The sequence below is a fragment of the Bacillus sp. EU63 genome (assembly GCF_038592915.1).
Taxonomy (GTDB): domain Bacteria; phylum Bacillota; class Bacilli; order Bacillales; family Bacillaceae; genus Bacillus; species Bacillus velezensis.
On the sequence record NZ_CP151944.1, the window covers coordinates 2,160,524 to 2,178,018 of the forward strand.

Here is a 17,495-nt window from a genome sequence, read left to right on the forward strand (position 1 = left end):
TTAGTAGTGTAACACAATAAAAAATCATTTCTGCAAAATTTCTCAGAAATGATTTTTTTATTTCTTCTCGCTATTACACGCTCATCCAGTCAGGCGGCGTATTGCGGTCCCAGTAAATGCTACCGAGCTCATGATGTGATTGAAATCCGTCTTCAGCGGTATGGTAATGAAAATTAAACCAGTAGCCGTCTTGCGGAGGATGGTCCCGGCGGACGTGAAACCTTAAAAGGTCTTCACCCGTCAGCCTGTTATACACATGAAAAATTTTTTCGGTTTTTCCGGCCGACGGTTTACTGGAAATAACCACATCCTGATACGCTTCATCATCTTGAAACTTGGCTAAATGTCCTGTGATCACATCTTCGATTTTCGGCAGAATTTCACTTCTGTAATCATCTTCAATGACCGGAGAGATTTTGCTGCCGAATTTTAAAAATGATTGATTTTCAGCATCACCGAGAAGCTGCTGCTGATACGATTGAAACAGTAATTCAGGCTCCCGCCCTGCCTTCTCTTCTCCCGGCAGGGCATGTTCATCATAAAAAGCGGTGTAATCATTCTGCTCAAGACTGCTCGACTGTCCTGAAGGCTTGTCTGTCATCAAAGCAGCCGGAGGAGACACGAGACCGAACGTTACAATGGTAAACAGAACCACAAGGGTCTTTTTCATCCACAATTTCATGACAGATTGTTCCCCTCTGTTTTATTGTCCTCTTTTCCTTTATTTTAGCATAGATGAAAGCGCGGCGTCATGTCCGGCAGCGTATTATCATGCAATATGGGAAATTGGTAACTGTGACCGAGCGGATAAACCGCTTACAATAAGAAGGAGAAAAAGGAGGGGATGAGATGATTAACGCTTTATTTGCGACTGTATCACTTCTCACGCTGCTTTATTTTGTCGTTATGGAAATCACTGATTAACGAAAAAGAAGCCCATGATATCATGAGCTTACATGGATGACACCGAAGTGGAAAAGCGCCGTCTTTCTTTTCAGCACCTTGAAGCCGTATCGTTCAAACCGCGGGCTTTTCCAATGGTCTTTAAGCACTACGCATTTTTTCGCCGCCCGGACGGCTTGCGTGATGCACTCTTCGTTAAAACCCTCTTCTGCCAGCGCGCGGAGCGGTGCAATGCCGTCTGACGTTTCAACAGGTTCGTGAAACATCGGGTCAAAATAAATGACATCTACCGATGAATCAGGAAGCTCCCGCAAATAATCGGCGCAGTCGGCATGTTTGACCTGAATGCGTTTCATGGCGGTTTGGAGCTGCTCCATTCCGGTTTCCCACGTTTGAAGTCCTGTTTCAACAAGCAATGAGACAAGCTTGTTTTTCTCCAGGCCGATAACTTGTCCGCTTTTTCCGACTGCCAGGCTTGCCAAAATCGCATCAGATGCCAGGCCGAGCGTACAATCTAAAAAGGAATCCCCCTCGCGTAATCCGGCTGCTTTTAACAACGGCTCGGCTTCCCCTCTCAAAAACCGCTTTGCACGGAACATCGCTGTATTCGGGTGAAAAAAGAACTTCTTCCCTTGCTTCGTGTAAAGTTCGAACCGTTCCTTTCCGATGACTAAAAGATCACCAGCCGCTCGTTCCAGCATTTTTTCAATGGGCTGTTTATTGCGGCTGCAGTAAGTGTCACCCAGCCTGACACTGAGTGACTGCGCTGTGTGTATCGTATATTCGCTTGGTCTGTAACTCGTTGTGATCATTTTTTTCTCCAAAAAGAAAATGCCCGGAAATCGGGCATTTCAGCAGTGCGCATCGAAGGCATCCGTCAGATTTTTCATAATTTCCTCCATGTCATGCCCTTCAATTTCGTGGCGGGGAATAAAATGAACGACCTCTTTCCCTTTTAACAGCGCCATTGATGGCGATGAAGGTTCCTGCCCCGTAAAATATTCACGCATTTTTGCAGTTGCGTCTTTATCTTGACCGGCAAATACGGTAACCGTATGATCAGGCGCTTTTTCATGCTGTAAAACAGCCTGAGTCGCAGCCGGACGGGCAAGACCGGCTGCACAGCCGCACACGGAGTTGACAACGACCAATGTCGTGCCCTCTGCCTGTTCCATAAAACTTTCTACTTCTTCAGCAGTCGTTAATTCCTGAAAACCCGCACCCGTCAGCTCACGGCGCATCGGCACGACCAGCTGGCGCATATATTCTTCATAAGCCATTGACATAAAAAAGCCCCCTCTAAAATCCTTATATGAAGTCAAGGATACTATAGAGGGGGCCGGAATTCAATTGTTCAGGCCTCTGTTTTATATTTTCATGATTCCGCCTGTATTGGCGCTTGTTACGAGTTTGGAATACCGGGCCAGATATCCTGTTTTTACTTTCGGCTCGAAGCCTTTCCATTCGGCCTTGCGTTTTTCCCATTCTTCTTCAGGCACTTGTACGTCCAAAATCCGTTTTTCTATGTCAACGATGACATGGTCGCCGTTTTCTACGAATGCGAGCGGGCCGCCTTCAGCCGCTTCAGGCGATACGTGCCCGATTGAAAGGCCCCGGGACGCTCCTGAAAAACGGCCGTCTGTAATAAGCGCCACTTTCGGGCCAAGCCCCATTCCGACAATCTGAGACGTCGGAGCAAGCATCTCCGGCATGCCCGGGCCGCCCTTTGGCCCTTCATAACGGATAATGACAACATCTCCTTCTTTTACTTTGCGGTTTATAATGCCTTCAAGCGCGGCATCCTGAGAATCAAAGACGACAGCGGGACCTTCATGTCTTGTAATCCCGTCCTGTACGCCGCCTGTTTTGATAATGGCGCCGTCCGGAGCCAGATTCCCAAACAGGACGGCCAAACCGCCTTTTTCGGTAAACGGATTGTCAAGCGGATGAATCACGTCATAATCCTTTACTTCATGACCCGCAATTGTTTCTCCGAGTGTGCGGCCTGTTACAGTCAGCGCGTCAAGATGAAGCGCCCCTTCTTTTTTCGCCAATTCATTAAGGGCCGCCGAGACTCCGCCCGCTTCGTGCAGATCTTCAATGAAGACGTCCGAGGCCGGCGCTAATTTCGATAAGTGAGGCACTCGTTCAGCCACTTCGTTAATGCGTTCTAAAGAGTACTCAACCCCAGCTTCATTGGCAAGCGCAAGCGTATGTAGCACTGTGTTGGTTGAGCCGCCGAGAGCCATGTCTAACGCAAACGCGTTGTCAATCGCTTTTTCGGTGACAATATCACGCGGCTTAATGTCTTTTTTGATGGTCTCCATCAATTGGGCCGCTGATTTTCTCACAAACTCTCTTCTCTCCGGTGAAGTTGCCAGAATTGTTCCGTTTCCCGGAAGCGCCAGACCGAGCGCTTCAGACAGACAGTTCATGGAGTTTGCTGTAAACATGCCTGAACAAGATCCGCACGTCGGACAGCCGAACTGTTCCAGCTCCTGCAGGTCGCTTTCACCGATTTTCCCGGCTTGATATGCGCCGACGCCTTCAAATACTGAAGAAAGCGAAATTTTGCGGCCGTCGCTTGTACGGCCGGCTGCCATCGGCCCCCCGCTGACAAAAATGGTCGGAATATTAATCCGCATAGCCGCCATCAGCATCCCCGGCGTAATTTTGTCGCAGTTCGGAATGCAGACCATTCCGTCAAACCAGTGCGCCGAGACGACCGTTTCAACTGAATCGGCAATGATTTCACGGCTCGGCAGCGAATATCTCATGCCGATATGTCCCATCGCGATTCCGTCATCTACTCCGATCGTATTAAATTCAAAAGGCACACCGCCCGCTTCCCTGATTGCTTCTTTTACGATTTTTCCAAATTCCTGCAGGTGAACATGCCCGGGAACGATATCGATGTATGAATTACAGACCGCGATAAACGGCTTGCCGAAGTCTTCTTCTTTTACGCCGGCAGCGCGAAGAAGGCTGCGGTGCGGCGCTCTGTCAATTCCCTGTGTGATCATGTTGCTGCGTAATTCTGCCATGGTGATCCCCCTACTGTTTTTAGACTGTGCATTATTTTTAAAATTTTCAGTTTATTATAGGGTGCGTTCTGCAAATTACCTGTTTACAGTGTCTTTGCCCTGTCTCGCTTTTCTATTCTTTCTGTATTTCGATAAAAACCCTCCAACAATTAATATTGTACTTACTATATAGAGTTTTGAATCATTTTTCAACAATATTCTAAATAATTTTTATAAAAAGTGAATTCAAATAAAAAAGGTGCATGGCGCACCTTTTTGTTATAACTGTTCTTTTTTTCTGCTTTCAGTCATCTGTTTCCAGACTGAACCTTTCGCCTCTTCTCCGTGCTCAATCCGTTCAATCGCCATTTTGACTTGCAGGCTGACTTCGAATTCCGGATCGTCTTCCGCCGCTTTTAATGCTTCCAGCGCGCTTTCATCGCCGACTTCATATAAAAACATGGCCGCGCGCCAGCGCACGAGCTTGCTTGAGTCACTGAGCGATTTCATCATAGCCGGGATGGCGCTCGCATCGCCGAGATCCGACAGACAGTCACCCGCCGTCCTTCTGACCGTCACCGTTTTGTCTTCAAGCGCTTTGTATAACAGCGGAAGCACAGACGGCTTTTCGATCATTCCCAAATAAACGACGGCTTGTCTTCTGATCGAAGTCTTCGGATCATGCAGCGCCTTTTCCAATACTGGTAAATCGTCTTCATCCGGATCCATTTGCTCAAGATGGGCATAGCGCTGTTTCCAGTCTTCATCATCGAGCATTTCCAAAGTCACTTTATAAGCTTTCCGCTGCACTGCCGGTTTGGCCTCACCCTTTTGCTGTGCGGCTGCTTCTGTCAGGCGTTTGAGCCGCTCATCACTGTAGGCGGCCTGAAGCTCTTCTGTGACATCGTGTCCGATTTCGGTAAAATCCCCGAAGCGCACGCCTTGTTCTTTCCAAGCCCGCTCAAATACAACATTTGAAGCTTCGGAACGCAGCTTTAAGATGGCTTCTTGGAAACGTTCCGGAAGGCCGAAGCGCTCTTCACGTTCGCCGTCCGTCAATTTGACCTGCATCGGGATTCCGCTGAACATTTGTACGAAAACCTTCACTTCACCGAACGATTCCTGTTCAGAACGGCTCTCAGACTGCTCCGTATGTTCCATTCCGAAAGCGGAACGGACCTGAGGCAGAATGTCCTTCCAGTCAAAACGGGCGTTTCTCTCCACAGCCAGGAAATCGGCAACGTGATAAACGCCCTTTACTCCTTCAATGTTTAAAATATCACGTACGACGGCCGGAGCATCATCTGCCTGATCGGGCTTGTAATTGTTGCTTTTCCCCGCCGGAAGCTCTTCAGTCAAAATCACTTTCATCGTGTTCGGACTCGGCGTCGGTTCTATTGATTTAATCTTCATATTGGTCCTCCTATGCGCAATCTGACACTTATTCTAACATAGTCGGCACAAGCGTTCTATTGCGCCGCTTAGCTTTTGCCGATGCCGGCCTCTTTTTGGATACGGGCGGCGAACTGCAAAAGAAATTGATGCCGCTCCTCTGCTAAACCGGCCCCCGCTTTTGTATTCATTAAGCCTTTAAGCTTGATTAATTTATCCTCTATATGGGCCAGCACACTTGTTTGAGTTCCGTACATCGGGTGACCCTTCGCGCCGGCAAACATAAAAGCCCTGCCGATGCCCGCTGCGCCGATCGCATCAAGCATGTCTGCATCCTGAACAACTTTCCCCTCCAATGAAAGCGGCCGCTTTTTCAGCAGTTCCCTGTGTCTGAATGACATTCTCGTGATAATATCCGTGATCTCCTGAATGGGGCCATCCGCGATGTTGAAAGCAGCCAGCCGTTCTGTCACTTCGCCTGCCGTCAGCCTTTCGCTTTTTTCGAGCTTGGCGTCAATCAGATCATGAACCAGCGCGGCCGTCTCAGTGACAAATAAGTCGGCGCCTTCTTCTTTTGCCATATAAACAGAAAGTGTTGCGACCCGGGAAATATGAAGCCAGTCATGGCCCGTTCGTTCATTGATAAGCTTGTCTCTGACCCAATTCCTGACGCTTTCCAGCTGCTCTTTTTCGTTCACCGTATCACCTCTTATCGGGCCAAAAGCCTCTGCACCGTATCTTCAAGCTCTTTTGGGTTGACGTTCGGTGAAAAACGCCCGGTGACTTCACCGTTTCGGTCCACGATAAACTTAGTGAAATTCCATTTGACCGCTTTTGTGCCGAGCATCCCCTTCGCCTGTTCCGTCAGATATGTGAAGAGAGGATGAGCGTCTGCTCCATTGACATCAACTTTCGCAAACATCGGGAATGTGACTCCGTAGTTTTTCACACAGAACTCTTGAATTTCCGCTTCGTTTCCAGGTTCTTGGTTCATGAATTGGTTGCAGGGAAATCCTAATATTTCAAGACCTTCCTCCCGATATGTATCATAGAGCTCCTGAAGCTGCTTGAGCTGGGATGTGAACCCGCATTTGCTTGCTGTATTCACAATGATCATCACCTTGCCTCTGTAAGCCGATAGTGTCATGTCTTCGCCTGTTATGGTCCGTACGTTTATATCGTAAATTGTCATCTGCGGCCCTCCTTTTTACATTCTTCATTTATTTTACCTGTTTTACACTGCAAAACAAACGGTAACCGCTTTTTCCTTCCACTTAACGGAAAACGTTTTTTTCGAGGAACCAAACGGCTCTTTACCCGTCATAATAAAGAGCCGCTCCGAATTTATGCCCATTTGCCGCTTTTATCCCTGTCATTATGCGTTAAATACGGTTTATTACGCCGGGATGGATTGAAAAATGGCTTAAAAATTTCTATAATGAAGAAAATTAACGGGGAATAACGGAGGTGGCATGTTGCCTATTAATATACCAAATCACCTGCCCGCTAAGCAGGTGCTTGAAAGTGAACACATCTTTGTAATGGATGAAAGCCGGGCTTTTCATCAGGATATCCGGCCGCAGAAGATCGTGATTTTAAATCTGATGCCGAAAAAAATCCAAACGGAAACCCAGCTCCTCAGGATGCTTGGGAATTCACCTTTACAAGTTCACTTTACGTTCTTAATTCCGAGCACACATACTCCAAAAAATACGGCAAGGCAGCATCTGGATGAATTTTATACGGATTTTTCCAGCATCCGCCACAAACGGTTTGACGGAATGATTATTACCGGGGCTCCGATTGAGCACCTGCCGTTTGAAGATGTTTCTTACTGGGAAGAATTGAAGGAAATCATGGAATGGAGCAAAACGAACGTCACTTCAACACTCCATATCTGCTGGGGCGCTCAAGCCGGTTTATACTATCATTACGGCATTGAGAAAGTGGAGCTGCCGAAAAAAATCTTCGGTGTGTTTGAGCATACCGTTCTTAAAAAACATGAGAGATTGGTAAGAGGATTTGACGAGCTATACTATGTGCCCCACTCACGGCATACAGATATTAATACGGAGCAGCTGCAATCGGCTTCGGATCTGGATGTGCTCAGCGTTTCAGAGGAAGCGGGGGTCTGTTTAATCGTTTCAAAAGACGAAAAACAGATTTTCTTAACGGGTCATCCGGAATATGATACCGATACGCTGCTTCAGGAGTATGAGAGAGACATAGAGAGAAATCTTTCAAACGTAGAAGCTCCTAAGCACTATTTTGCGCCCGGCGGGAAAGAACCTGTTAACCGCTGGAAAGCTCATGCAACGTTATTGTTTATGAATTGGCTGAATTATTACGTATATCAGGAAACTCCGTATGAATGGGATTAATTTTTGTTTTGAGTGATACGGTGACAAAAATATGATAAAATACTCTTGATTCAGTATGCGTATAACAAAACTTTAAAATAATGGAACATATCAATTAAATTTAGTTTAAATATGTTGCCGCGCTTATTATAAAATGATGCACTTGTGTTATGTTTATCTATAGACAATAACTCCTTACGATGCATGAAGCTTGCTTGTTGTTGATTACATTGAGGTGAATTTACTTGAATACCAATAAAAAAGTATTAATTTTGACTGCAAATTACGGAAACGGGCATGTTCAAGTGGCCAAAACGCTCTACGAACAATGTCTGCGTCTCGGCTTAGATGTGACGGTTTCCAATTTGTATCAAGAGTCAAATCCGATTGTTTCAGAGGTTACTCAATACCTTTATTTAAAAAGCTTCTCAATCGGAAAACAGTTTTATCGTTTGTTTTATTACGGAGTTGACAAAATCTATAATAAACGCAAATTCAATATTTATTTTAAAATGGGAAATAAACGTTTAGGCCAGCTCGTCGAAGAGCATAAGCCGGACATTATTATCAATACATTTCCGATGATTGTCGTACCGGAATACAGACGGAGAACCGGAAAAGTGATCCCGACGTTCAACGTTATGACCGATTTCTGCCTTCACAAAATCTGGGTTCATGAAAATGTTGATAAATATTATGTCGCCACAGATTACGTGAAGGAAAAACTGATTGAAATCGGCACTCACCCGAACAACGTAAAGATTACGGGCATTCCCATCAGGCCTCAATTCGAGGAATCGATGCCGAAAGAGCCGATTTATAAAAAATACAATCTCTCTCCCGACAAAAAAGTTCTTCTTATTATGGCGGGAGCGCATGGTGTGCTGAAAAACGTAAAAGAACTGTGCGAAAATCTCGTTCATGACGATCAGGTGCAGGTTGTGGTGGTATGCGGCAAAAACAGCTCGCTGAAAGAATCCCTCAGCAGCTTGGAAGGTGACAATGCCGACCGGCTGAAAGTGCTGGGCTATGTAGAAAGAATTGACGAGCTGTTCCGTATTACGGACTGCATGATCACGAAACCGGGCGGCATCACACTGACGGAAGCGACGGCGATCGGAGTACCCGTTATTTTGTACAAACCGGTTCCCGGACAGGAAAAAGAAAATGCCATTTTCTTTGAAGATCGCGGTGCGGCTGTCGTGGTCAACCGCCACGAAGAAATTTTAGAGTCTGTCACCTCCCTTCTTGCGGATGAGGAGAAGCTGAACCGGATGAAGGACAATATTAAAAGCCTTCACCTCCCCAACTCTTCTGAAGTCATTTTGCAGGACATTATAAAAGAATCTGAAATGATGGCCGGGAAGGCGGATATGGCATTATCGTAAAAGAAAAGCACACGAACGATTCGTGTGCTTTTTGTTTTTTTCCGGTTAAGCTTTGTTACTGGAAAAATAAAGATAAAAAATAGGGAGCTGCCGCTTGACGCCCGCTCCCATATGGTGTATAGTTGAACCATCATTTAACAACGTTTACATACGTACGGTTGGATGATGACAAAATTTTTTTTAGCACGAAGGTGCTACAGTACTAGGAGGAATTAAGCAATATGCAAAACGGTAAAGTAAAATGGTTCAACAACGAAAAAGGATTCGGCTTCATCGAAGTTGAAGGCGGAGACGACGTATTTGTTCACTTCACTGCTATCGAAGGAGAAGGATACAAATCATTAGAAGAAGGACAAGAAGTTTCTTTTGAAATTGTCGAAGGTAATCGTGGACCTCAAGCTTCTAATGTTGTAAAACTCTAAACTCAATACATGTTGATCAGATGACAAATAGAGGAGAGGCGTATGCCTCTCCTATTTGATTGCCGTCTGAATCTCAATGGCGACAAGATTCTGCTTGCAGCGCTGCTCGATTTCTTCAATTTGTTTCTCCATTGACGGCATTCCTTTTTTTGCCATTTCCGCTAAACTTCCCAAATCACCGTATATTTCTTTAAATGTCTGCTGAAGGATTGTTTTTAAATCTTTATCATTCACGGCTGGTTTTTCCCTTCTCTCCCAAGATACCCTGAATAATAGTAAATTAGCCCTAATTAATCAGGTTCAATAGTTATATCGGCTTATTTTCTATATTTTTTTCTATTTTCCGTACATATTTCAAAAAAAAATCTCCAAACTATTTGCGGAGGTGTTTTTTAATGGACTCTGAATTTTTTCCAAACGGACTGACGGATAAACGCCAGCTTGAATTAGCGGTGGAAACGGCCCAGAAAACAACGGGAGCGGCTACCCGGGGCCAAAATTCAACTTTGGTGGAATCTGCGCACCAGGCGATTCAGGATGCCAGAACGATGTCACAATCCAGTGAACTGCAGGCTCTCGACCAGGATTTTCTGCAAAAGCAGCGAATGCTTCTCGACGATTGCCAGCATCAGCTCGATGAATTCGAAAAATAAAACCGCAGAAGCTGCGGTTTTATTTTTTATTGATTTGTCAGCACCTTGCCGTAGGCTTTCAGCTTCTCCCCCACCGTGCATTGGTTGATGCAGAAAGAATGAGCGTGCGTTTTTCCAAACTCTTTGCGGAAATGCTTTTTTACGAAACAGTCTTTGCAATATTCATCCTGAAGCTCTGTCAATTCTTTATAAATGCTTTTTTTATCCAATATCAGTCATCTCCGTTACCTTCTAATGTTATGCGGCTTTCAATCTGCCGGTCCGAGAGAATTTTTCTGGCAAGGTCATCCGCTTCTTGATTTTCCTTTCTGTTTACGGCTTCATATGTCGGTGTCAGCTTTAAGGATTCGAGCAGCGCTTCAATTTTATCCAGCCATTCGTTTTGCGTTTCATCATAACACGGCCAGCTGCCGTCAAGCTGATGTAAAACGACGAGGGAATCCCCTCTTATCGTGATTGAATTTCTGCTTGCGCCAAGTTCCTGCACTTCCTTAAGCGCTTCGTACAAAGCGGCATATTCAGCCTCATTGTTCGTCTGAAGCGTTAAGCTTTTGTTTTTCCGTATGCGGTGCCGCTTGCCGCCGAGAGAATAATACACGACAATTCCGAGTCCGGCGCGTCCGCTTGTTTTGTCAAAGCCGCCGTCGAAATACACTGTAATGTCGTCGGGTTCGTGCGCAAGTTCTTCAGTAAGCTTTTCTAATTCTTTAAGCGTCCAGCTCGCGCCTTTTTCATCCTCAAAATAAATGTCTTTTATATAAGGAAAGCGGCTGACTTCTCTTGCAAGCATGCGCGCTTTCGGAACGGTCAGCCAATCTTCGGAAAAAAACGCGACGGGGCCTGTTCCTTTTGCTTCTATTTCGATATACGGCTTAAGATTCATTGAAATCACCTTACCATTCATTAGTTGACGGGCGTGTGCTATAATCAAACCATTCTCAAATTGAAAGGAAGTCAGCAGGTTTTGTTTAACGATGTGTTATGGATCTTATTTGCGGTCATTCATTTTATCATTGTTCTTCTGTTTTATAAAGGATTTGGCAAAACGGGCCTATTCGTATGGATCGGTTTCGCCACGGTGTGCGCCAACTTGCAGGTTGTCAAAACAGTCGAGCTGTTCGGGCTTACGGCGACACTGGGAAATATCATGTACGGCACCGTTTTCTTCGCAACGGATGTGCTGAATGAAAAATACGGTCCCAGGGAAGCGCGCAAAGCCGTCTGGCTCGGGTTTTCCACTCTGCTCGCTTTGACATGCGCCATGCAGGGGGCTCTTTTATATAAACCGGCTGCGTCAGATATCGCACAGCCGGCCCTTGAGACGATTTTCGGTTTTCTGCCGCGTGTTGCGCTCGGAAGCCTCTTGGCTTTTATTTTCAGCCAAACGATAGATGTTTATGTATATTCAGCCATTCGGAGAATCTTTCCTTCAGACAGGCTTCTCTGGCTCAGAAACAGCGGAAGCACGGCGCTCAGCCAGCTCCTGGATACATTTATCTTCACTGCCGTGGCCTTTATCGGCGTTTATTCCGCGGGAGTATGGTTCAGCATCTTCATTTCAACTTACCTGATTAAATTTGCGGTATCACTCATTTCTGTCCCTTATGCGTATGCGGCAAAACGAATGACACCGAATGGAGAGTGACGGATGATGCCCGCTGAAATTTATGTAGACGGTGCAAGCGCCGGAAACCCGGGCCCGTCCGGTATCGGTATTTTTATTAAACATGACGGGAAAACAGAATCTTTCTCAATTCCGATCGGCGACCATTCAAATCAGGAAGCTGAATTTCTCGCTTTAATTGAAGGAATGAAGCTGTGTGCCGCCCGCGGATTTGAGTCCGTGTCATTTCGGACGGATTCGGATATCGTGGAGCGGGCCGCAGATCTTGAAGCGGTTAAAAACAAGGCTTTCCAGCCGTTTGTGGACGAAATCATCCGCTTAAAGGCCGGATTTCCATTGTTTTTCATTAAGTGGATTCCCGGCAGACAAAACCAAACAGCCGATCAGCTCGCAAAAAAAGCGATTCGGCTGAATAAATAACCGGAATGAAATTGCGTCTCACTGTTCATCCTATAAATGAGGTGAACAGCTATGAGAAAAGAAAATAAAGGCCGGCTGACCGGGGGCGTGAATCCTCAGGGAAATATGGAAGGAAACGCGCATAAAGACCCGAAATCAGCCCTTGAAAACAACGCAAAAAAAAGCAATACAAAACGCTAGAGGGATCAGCTGATCTCTCTGGCGTTCAGCTTTTCGAGCATTCTTTCAATTCCTTTTATCTGATGGCGTCTGAGCATTAAGGATGCTTCTTCCATCTTCAATGAAAAAAGTGCTTCTTCAAGCGTACAGACTAACGGCACCTCGCAATGTATTTCAGCAAGCTGCCTTGACAGCTCCAATTCTTTCAAGCTTTGCTGAATTTTCGTTTGCTGGCCCTTCGGCAAGAGAGCGAGGCTTTCTAATAACCGGTCTATGTTTTGATATTCACGGATCAGCTTGTACGCCGTTTTTTCCCCGATCCCTTTAACGCCGGGATAGTTATCGCTCGTGTCTCCCATCAGCGCCTTAATGTCAATCAGCGCTTTTGCCGGAACTCCCGTTTCTTCTCTGAATATCTCATCTGTATATACCTTATAATTGCCGATACCCTTTTGCAGCAGCGCTACTTGAACTTGATGATTCAGCAGTTGAAGCAGATCTTTATCACCCGTTACAATCGTAATTTCCGCTTCCCCGGAAAATAGGGCAGAAAGCGTACCGATACAGTCATCCGCTTCATAGCCTTTTATGCCGATGTTTAAAAAACCGAGCTCTCGCGCTGCTTCTTTCGCCAGATCAAATTGCGGAATCAGCTCTAGCGGCGGTTCGCTTCTGTTGGCCTTATAATCTTGAAACAAATCATTGCGGTACGTTTTGCTTCCCATATCCCAGCAGCAGACGACATGTGTGGGCTGAAACGTATCAACCGCCGTAATAAGATGCTTTAAAAAACCGTTGACGCCGTTTGTGGGAATTCCGTTTTCATTTATCATAAAATTGCGATGAACGGCCGTCGCGAAAAACGAGCGGAATAAAAGCGCCATGCCGTCAACGAGCAGTAATTTGTTATTCATATATCGAAACTCCTTTTTATTCAATGTTCCTATTTTACCAAAGAAGGCGGTAAAAAAACAGCATCCCCCCATTTGGAAGATGCTGCCGTCACGTTACTCACCGTGTCTTTTATTGCTTGCCATCAGCTTTTCAGCTTCACGGCCGGCATAAGAATCAAATTTCTGTCCGAAGCCGTTTTTCTTTTTGGCATTGTTGTTCTGCTGAGCATTTCTGTTTCCCAGTTTTGTTCTGCCCATGGTCATATCCCCCTTTAGAGAAGATACGGATAGTATGTACAGCAAGCGCTGATGACACACGCGGCAGGTTCATCCATTACTGTCTGCTGACGAATTCTTTCACCATCTCTTCACTTACGAATCGTCTTTGCGGCACGATGCCCTTTTTCGCCAGCTGGTTCATTTTTGCGGTGATGCCATTGATGGCATCTGTCGTGAACGGTTTATTCTGTCTGCATTTTACAACGGCTTCTTCAATGGCCTGTTCACGCTCATAATCAAGCTGTACAAATGTTTTGACGTGCTGATGCTGTTTTGCGGAATGTGCTGAAATTGCTTTATGGACTTCTGACATAAAAGGTTTCATCTCGCTTTTTTTCATTTTAGTCTACCACGACTGATATCTGCCCGCCAACCGGATTTTTAAATTTTCAGCATTTCATCTTTCTTTTTCCATGCTTTTTCGGCTTCGTAAAGGTGTTCAATCTCCCTCGCACTCGTATTTTCCGCAAGACCTTGTAAATAAGTGTCCCGCTGCTCGCGGATCTGGGACAGGCTTTTATCCGCCATGTCTTCTTGCAGACGGCGCACCTGCTCAGTATATCGCTCTGAAAGGCTTTCTTTCTCCTGCTCAAGCCACTTTTCTGTGACTTTTTGCAGGCTGAGCCTGAGCCCTTCCACAAACGCTGCTTTTCCGTTCTGTTCAAAAAACTGCTTCGGCGATTTAACTTCTTTTATGTGATGTGTGAATACCGAGACGTCAATGACCGGAGCGACCTCTTTCAGCTGAACGGCAAATTCGTTTTCACCGCTGACATAAATGGAGAAATCTCCGTCTTCCATAAGCTTCTTCTGACAGTTTTCCATCCATTCCTCAGTCATATGGCGCTCAATAAAACCGGTCATCCGGATATCGAGCGTTTTCAGCTCTTGAATATATTCAAAACGGAATTCCTTGAGCGCTTCATTCAGCGCCGCTGATATATTTTGTTTCCAATCACCGTTTTGAAGACCCGGATGGAAGGCAGTTTTCAGCATATCATTCGCATAAAACGTCAGGCGATGTTTAATGTGATAGAGCTGTTCTTCCGTATCTTTCATCACTTTTCGAATGATGACCTCAGACGTACGGCGCTTTGAAATGTCACCGAGAGCTTTTTCATAGGAAGACTCCAGACGCTGTTTCTTTTTCTCTTTTTCTTCTGCCGACTGGTGAAGAGATTCGTGAAGCTGTTCCACCATACCGCACAATTTGTCCGCCTCTGTTTTCAGCTGGGCGCAGCTGGCCCTCATTACATCTTCCTCAATAAAGTGCTCAAGCCCGGTTCTTACATCAGAGAACCTGTTATAAAAAGCTTCTTTTTTACCCGCAAGCTCTTCTTTACTTGAGACATGATATAATTTCGGCCGGTTAATTCCCTCTTTTGAGAGTTCTGAGCGGACATAGTCTTTGACGGTTTCCAGCTCGCTTTCGGTTTTGGCCAGATCGGCGGCGTTAATGACAAAAAACATTTTATCCATGCCGAATGCTTCTTTGACGAGGCCGAGTTTCTTCAGAAAAGACCTGTCTCCTTTTGAAAAAGAATGCTGATAGTACGTCATATAAAAGAACGCGTCAGCATCTTTTATATATTGAAAGGCAAGTTCCGTATGGCGCTTATTGATACTGCTTGCTCCCGGCGTATCAACAATGGTGATGCCTTTTTGCGTGAGAGGCGAATCATAATAGACGGTGACTTCTTTTACGCAGCAGGCCGTTTTTTCTTCGGCTGCGTACGGTTTTACATCTTCAACCGGCACCGTCAGTGTCAGCCTTTGACGGATCTGTTCTTCATACGTATCAAACGCCTGCAGCATCGTCTGAATCACAGGAATAAGTTCACCCGGAACTTTTCCCTTTTTAATGGCATAATTCCATCTCTCTTTCAGTGAACGCCCCTTTACGTCAGCGTCTTTCAGCTCAGTCAGCTGAAGCATTTCAGCGTCCAGCTCCTCCTCCGTTTTAAAAACGATCTCCGCAGATTTATGCGGTTTGCCGTCTTGCGGTTTCGTTATTTTGTTGATCGTAGCCGTTGTGGGCGTCGGAGATGACGGAAGCACGTATTCACCGACAAGCGCATTTGCAAATGATGATTTACCGGAACTGAATCCGCCGAATAACGCCAAGGTAAACTGGCGGTTTTCAAGCCGCTCAATCCTGCTTCGAAAGGCTTCTGCCTGTTTTCCTAATATGCTTGAGGATTCAAGAATCCCGGCAAGCTCATAGAACCGATCAGTCTGCTCTTTTATAGGAAGTTCCTTCATCGCATTTTTTTCGGGCTTGCTTACTTCATGCCGTCCAGCCTCTTTTGGTTTCTCTTTTTGGACGGGCGCTTTTGCAAGGCGTTTTTTTCGCGTATACCAGTCGCCGTTTCCCGTATCACAGGTCAATTCTTCTTCCCACAAAGCGCGGACTCGGGCTGCTTTTTCCAAGGCATTGCGTTCTTCTTTTGCCGATTGCGCGAGCTCATCCCTTATTTTCTTTTCTTTTTCGAGCCGGTTTTTCAAGTTCTCAATGAGCGGTCCGTTTTTTGTCTGAACATAAGCGGTCAGCTCCTCAATGAGTTCCGCTGTCTGTCTTTTGGCTTCCCTTCTGATCATTTCAGCGAGGTCTTTCGTATAAGTTAATACGTATTCAGATGAAAAGGCCGCTCCCTGCTTAAGGGCCTGAGCGGTGATATCATCAGAAAGCGGTGTGCGGTACGCCTGGATTTTCCTGATCAGTTCGTCCGAATCCGCTTCATACCGCTTGGCCGCTTTCGTAAATGTGTCGATAATATGCCAATCCGCTTCCCCTTCCGTTCTTTTTTTAATATCGGCAAAAAATTCAGCATGCCTTCTTTCTTTTTCCGAAGCCGTTTTCGCTTTTGAAAAGAATAACCCGGTTTTAAATGAGGGCTGCTGTGATTCAATATAAGCAGATGCAAGCTCCCTCATCTCAAAGGGTGTCAGATTAGCGTTTTGCAATATGTTCTGCACGTCTTTTCTGATGTCTTTCTCTGCTGTTTCAGCCTGTTGAACGGCTTTTTTAAGCTCATCTTCAACAGAACGGACAAGTGCTTCTTGTTTGTCAAACTGCTCTCCGCTGCCGTTTTTATCATCTTTTATGAGCATCTCTGTATGCTCTTTGACTAAGTGTGCGACTTTTCTCTCCGTTAAGGACCATAAATTTGTTTTTGCCTGCTGTTTCAGCTTCTGCAGATGTTTTTTCAGCTGTTCCATGCCGTTTAAAGGATGGTCAGGCTCAGTGACAGACGTAAAGAAAAGCGATTCTTTCGGTATTCCCGCGCCTTCAAGCATATCTTCCACCTGCCTGCGGTACTCTTCAAACTTCGTTTCAGTTTCATCATGTCTGTCAATTTGGTTGACGATCAGAAACAAATTCGGAATACGGTCCTTGATGGAGCTGAGAAACAGCATATTTTCTTCTGAATGAACGTGATTATAATGAACGACGTAAAATAAAGCGTCAGCCTGATGCAGAACCGAAGCGGCAGATAAAAAATGCGCTTCGTCCGTCGAATCAATTCCCGGTGTGTCAATGTAGGCCGCGTAAGGCTCTGACTCCTTAAAGCCGGCATAGACTTCCACCGTCTCAATTTGCTCACCATCTTTACAGAATTGCTGCACTTGTTCTTTATCGTAACTTCCTTTGATCTCTGCATAAGCCCCGTCCGTCGTATGAAGCACGACTTTATCTTCACCGTGCCGGATGACAACGAGGTTGGCGCTTGTAGGAATCGGGCTTGTCGGCAGTATGTCTTCACCGAGCAATGTGTTTAATAAAGAGGACTTTCCGGCCGAATAATGCCCGGTAAACGCGATATAAACCTCTTCATCAGCCGCTTTTTTCATAATGGCCGCGAGCTGATCGGCCCGTTTTTTATCCTGATGATCCAAAAATTGTGCGTATAAGGCACCCGTTCTGCTGAAAATCTCCCTGTTATGGCGTTCTTCTTCTGTCATGTGTCTTTACCCCTTT

General features: G+C 45.7%; 21 protein-coding genes and 1 pseudogene. 8 read left to right on the top strand and 14 right to left on the bottom strand.

The window, feature by feature from the left end:
* Positions 1–73 precede the first annotated feature (73 nt).
* The 7 genes from NYE38_RS10610 to NYE38_RS10640 form a co-directional block, all read right to left on the bottom strand.
* Positions 74–682 carry a YpjP family protein gene (locus NYE38_RS10610; RefSeq protein ID WP_007409526.1) on the bottom strand — a complete coding sequence of 203 codons (609 nt, stop codon included), beginning with the start codon at positions 680–682 and terminating at the stop codon, positions 74–76.
* Positions 683–944: 262 nt separating this feature from the next.
* The gene (locus NYE38_RS10615; RefSeq protein ID WP_025649780.1) at positions 945–1,715 is read right to left on the bottom strand and encodes a class I SAM-dependent methyltransferase; all 771 of its coding nucleotides are present in this window, start codon (positions 1,713–1,715) and stop codon (positions 945–947) included.
* A 39-nt stretch (positions 1,716–1,754) separates the two neighbouring features.
* Positions 1,755–2,189: a BrxA/BrxB family bacilliredoxin gene (locus NYE38_RS10620; RefSeq protein WP_003153619.1), complete on the bottom strand. Its 435-nt coding sequence runs from the start codon at positions 2,187–2,189 to the stop codon at positions 1,755–1,757.
* Positions 2,190–2,270: 81 nt separating this feature from the next.
* Complete coding sequence (gene ilvD, locus NYE38_RS10625) at positions 2,271–3,947, bottom strand: dihydroxy-acid dehydratase (protein WP_007409524.1); 1,677 nt, start codon at positions 3,945–3,947, stop codon at positions 2,271–2,273.
* Between the two features lie 258 nt (positions 3,948–4,205).
* On the bottom strand, positions 4,206–5,339 hold the full coding sequence (locus NYE38_RS10630) for a conserved virulence factor C family protein (protein ID WP_104843501.1): 1,134 nt from the start codon (positions 5,337–5,339) through the stop codon (positions 4,206–4,208).
* Positions 5,340–5,407: 68 nt separating this feature from the next.
* Positions 5,408–6,016: an HD domain-containing protein gene (locus NYE38_RS10635; protein WP_104843500.1), complete on the bottom strand. Its 609-nt coding sequence runs from the start codon at positions 6,014–6,016 to the stop codon at positions 5,408–5,410.
* An 11-nt stretch (positions 6,017–6,027) separates the two neighbouring features.
* Positions 6,028–6,510: a glutathione peroxidase gene (locus NYE38_RS10640; RefSeq protein ID WP_007409521.1), complete on the bottom strand. Its 483-nt coding sequence runs from the start codon at positions 6,508–6,510 to the stop codon at positions 6,028–6,030.
* A gap of 283 nt (positions 6,511–6,793) precedes the next feature.
* On the opposite strand from NYE38_RS10640, the gene metA reads away from it, so the two are divergent.
* The 4 genes and pseudogenes from metA to cspD all read left to right on the top strand — a co-directional run bounded on the left by metA (position 6,794) and on the right by cspD (position 9,488).
* Positions 6,794–7,699, top strand: a complete 906-nt coding sequence (metA, locus tag NYE38_RS10645; protein WP_003153608.1) for a homoserine O-succinyltransferase — start codon at positions 6,794–6,796, stop codon at positions 7,697–7,699.
* 224 nt (positions 7,700–7,923) lie between these two features.
* Positions 7,924–9,066, top strand: a complete 1,143-nt coding sequence (locus NYE38_RS10650) for a diglucosyl diacylglycerol synthase (RefSeq protein ID WP_007409520.1) — start codon at positions 7,924–7,926, stop codon at positions 9,064–9,066.
* 94 nt (positions 9,067–9,160) lie between these two features.
* A pseudogene (locus NYE38_RS10655) lies at positions 9,161–9,272 on the top strand (hypothetical protein); the annotation flags it as partial.
* A gap of 15 nt (positions 9,273–9,287) precedes the next feature.
* Positions 9,288–9,488 carry a cold-shock protein CspD gene (gene cspD, locus NYE38_RS10660; protein WP_003153604.1) on the top strand — a complete coding sequence of 67 codons (201 nt, stop codon included), beginning with the start codon at positions 9,288–9,290 and terminating at the stop codon, positions 9,486–9,488.
* Between the two features lie 51 nt (positions 9,489–9,539).
* On the opposite strand, the gene NYE38_RS10665 is transcribed toward cspD, so the two are convergent.
* A complete protein-coding gene (locus NYE38_RS10665) occupies positions 9,540–9,722 on the bottom strand; it encodes a hypothetical protein (RefSeq protein ID WP_012117812.1) in 183 nt (60 codons plus the stop codon).
* 161 nt (positions 9,723–9,883) lie between these two features.
* Here NYE38_RS10665 and NYE38_RS10670 point away from each other — a divergent pair, with 161 nt between their 5' ends.
* Complete coding sequence (locus tag NYE38_RS10670) at positions 9,884–10,141, top strand: DUF2564 family protein (RefSeq protein ID WP_014418165.1); 258 nt, start codon at positions 9,884–9,886, stop codon at positions 10,139–10,141.
* A gap of 26 nt (positions 10,142–10,167) precedes the next feature.
* Here the strand turns inward: NYE38_RS10670 and NYE38_RS10675 are convergent, their stop codons facing one another.
* Positions 10,168–10,350, bottom strand: a complete 183-nt coding sequence (locus NYE38_RS10675) for a zinc-finger domain-containing protein (protein ID WP_003153581.1) — start codon at positions 10,348–10,350, stop codon at positions 10,168–10,170.
* Positions 10,351–10,352: 2 nt separating this feature from the next.
* The gene (locus NYE38_RS10680; RefSeq protein ID WP_014418166.1) at positions 10,353–11,024 is read right to left on the bottom strand and encodes a ribonuclease H family protein; all 672 of its coding nucleotides are present in this window, start codon (positions 11,022–11,024) and stop codon (positions 10,353–10,355) included.
* 81 nt (positions 11,025–11,105) lie between these two features.
* On the opposite strand from NYE38_RS10680, the gene NYE38_RS10685 reads away from it, so the two are divergent.
* The 3 genes from NYE38_RS10685 to sspL are packed head-to-tail and all read left to right on the top strand — an operon-like array spanning position 11,106 to position 12,365.
* Positions 11,106–11,786 carry a queuosine precursor transporter gene (locus tag NYE38_RS10685; protein WP_012117815.1) on the top strand — a complete coding sequence of 227 codons (681 nt, stop codon included), beginning with the start codon at positions 11,106–11,108 and terminating at the stop codon, positions 11,784–11,786.
* 6 nt (positions 11,787–11,792) lie between these two features.
* The gene (locus tag NYE38_RS10690; RefSeq protein ID WP_025649782.1) at positions 11,793–12,185 is read left to right on the top strand and encodes a reverse transcriptase-like protein; all 393 of its coding nucleotides are present in this window, start codon (positions 11,793–11,795) and stop codon (positions 12,183–12,185) included.
* Positions 12,186–12,236: 51 nt separating this feature from the next.
* Positions 12,237–12,365, top strand: coding sequence for a small, acid-soluble spore protein L (gene sspL / locus NYE38_RS10695; protein WP_003153575.1), 129 nt, complete (start codon positions 12,237–12,239; stop codon positions 12,363–12,365).
* Between the two features lie 5 nt (positions 12,366–12,370).
* Here the strand turns inward: sspL and NYE38_RS10700 are convergent, their stop codons facing one another.
* From NYE38_RS10700 to NYE38_RS10715, 4 genes are all read right to left on the bottom strand, one after another.
* On the bottom strand, positions 12,371–13,258 hold the full coding sequence (locus tag NYE38_RS10700; protein ID WP_025649783.1) for a 5'-3' exonuclease: 888 nt from the start codon (positions 13,256–13,258) through the stop codon (positions 12,371–12,373).
* 93 nt (positions 13,259–13,351) lie between these two features.
* Entirely contained in the window at positions 13,352–13,495 is a 144-nt protein-coding gene (locus NYE38_RS10705; RefSeq protein WP_003153570.1) for a hypothetical protein, read from the bottom strand.
* 76 nt (positions 13,496–13,571) lie between these two features.
* Positions 13,572–13,829 carry a YpbS family protein gene (locus NYE38_RS10710; protein ID WP_015240067.1) on the bottom strand — a complete coding sequence of 86 codons (258 nt, stop codon included), beginning with the start codon at positions 13,827–13,829 and terminating at the stop codon, positions 13,572–13,574.
* A gap of 68 nt (positions 13,830–13,897) precedes the next feature.
* On the bottom strand, positions 13,898–17,479 hold the full coding sequence (locus NYE38_RS10715; RefSeq protein ID WP_339078332.1) for a dynamin family protein: 3,582 nt from the start codon (positions 17,477–17,479) through the stop codon (positions 13,898–13,900).
* Positions 17,480–17,495: the final 16 nt, after the last annotated feature.

Coding starts and splice junctions, on each gene's coding strand:
- NYE38_RS10610 (WP_007409526.1), bottom strand. CDS start 682: ATGAAATTGTGGATGAAAAAGACCCTTGTGGTTCTGTTTACCATTGTA.
- NYE38_RS10615 (WP_025649780.1), bottom strand. CDS start 1,715: ATGATCACAACGAGTTACAGACCAAGCGAATATACGATACACACAGCG.
- NYE38_RS10620 (WP_003153619.1), bottom strand. CDS start 2,189: ATGTCAATGGCTTATGAAGAATATATGCGCCAGCTGGTCGTGCCGATG.
- ilvD (WP_007409524.1), bottom strand. CDS start 3,947: ATGGCAGAATTACGCAGCAACATGATCACACAGGGAATTGACAGAGCG.
- NYE38_RS10630 (WP_104843501.1), bottom strand. CDS start 5,339: ATGAAGATTAAATCAATAGAACCGACGCCGAGTCCGAACACGATGAAA.
- NYE38_RS10640 (WP_007409521.1), bottom strand. CDS start 6,510: ATGACAATTTACGATATAAACGTACGGACCATAACAGGCGAAGACATG.
- cspD (WP_003153604.1), top strand. CDS start 9,288: ATGCAAAACGGTAAAGTAAAATGGTTCAACAACGAAAAAGGATTCGGC.
- NYE38_RS10670 (WP_014418165.1), top strand. CDS start 9,884: ATGGACTCTGAATTTTTTCCAAACGGACTGACGGATAAACGCCAGCTT.
- NYE38_RS10680 (WP_014418166.1), bottom strand. CDS start 11,024: ATGAATCTTAAGCCGTATATCGAAATAGAAGCAAAAGGAACAGGCCCC.
- NYE38_RS10690 (WP_025649782.1), top strand. CDS start 11,793: ATGCCCGCTGAAATTTATGTAGACGGTGCAAGCGCCGGAAACCCGGGC.
- sspL (WP_003153575.1), top strand. CDS start 12,237: ATGAGAAAAGAAAATAAAGGCCGGCTGACCGGGGGCGTGAATCCTCAG.
- NYE38_RS10700 (WP_025649783.1), bottom strand. CDS start 13,258: ATGAATAACAAATTACTGCTCGTTGACGGCATGGCGCTTTTATTCCGC.
- NYE38_RS10705 (WP_003153570.1), bottom strand. CDS start 13,495: ATGGGCAGAACAAAACTGGGAAACAGAAATGCTCAGCAGAACAACAAT.
- NYE38_RS10710 (WP_015240067.1), bottom strand. CDS start 13,829: ATGTCAGAAGTCCATAAAGCAATTTCAGCACATTCCGCAAAACAGCAT.
- NYE38_RS10715 (WP_339078332.1), bottom strand. CDS start 17,479: ATGACAGAAGAAGAACGCCATAACAGGGAGATTTTCAGCAGAACGGGT.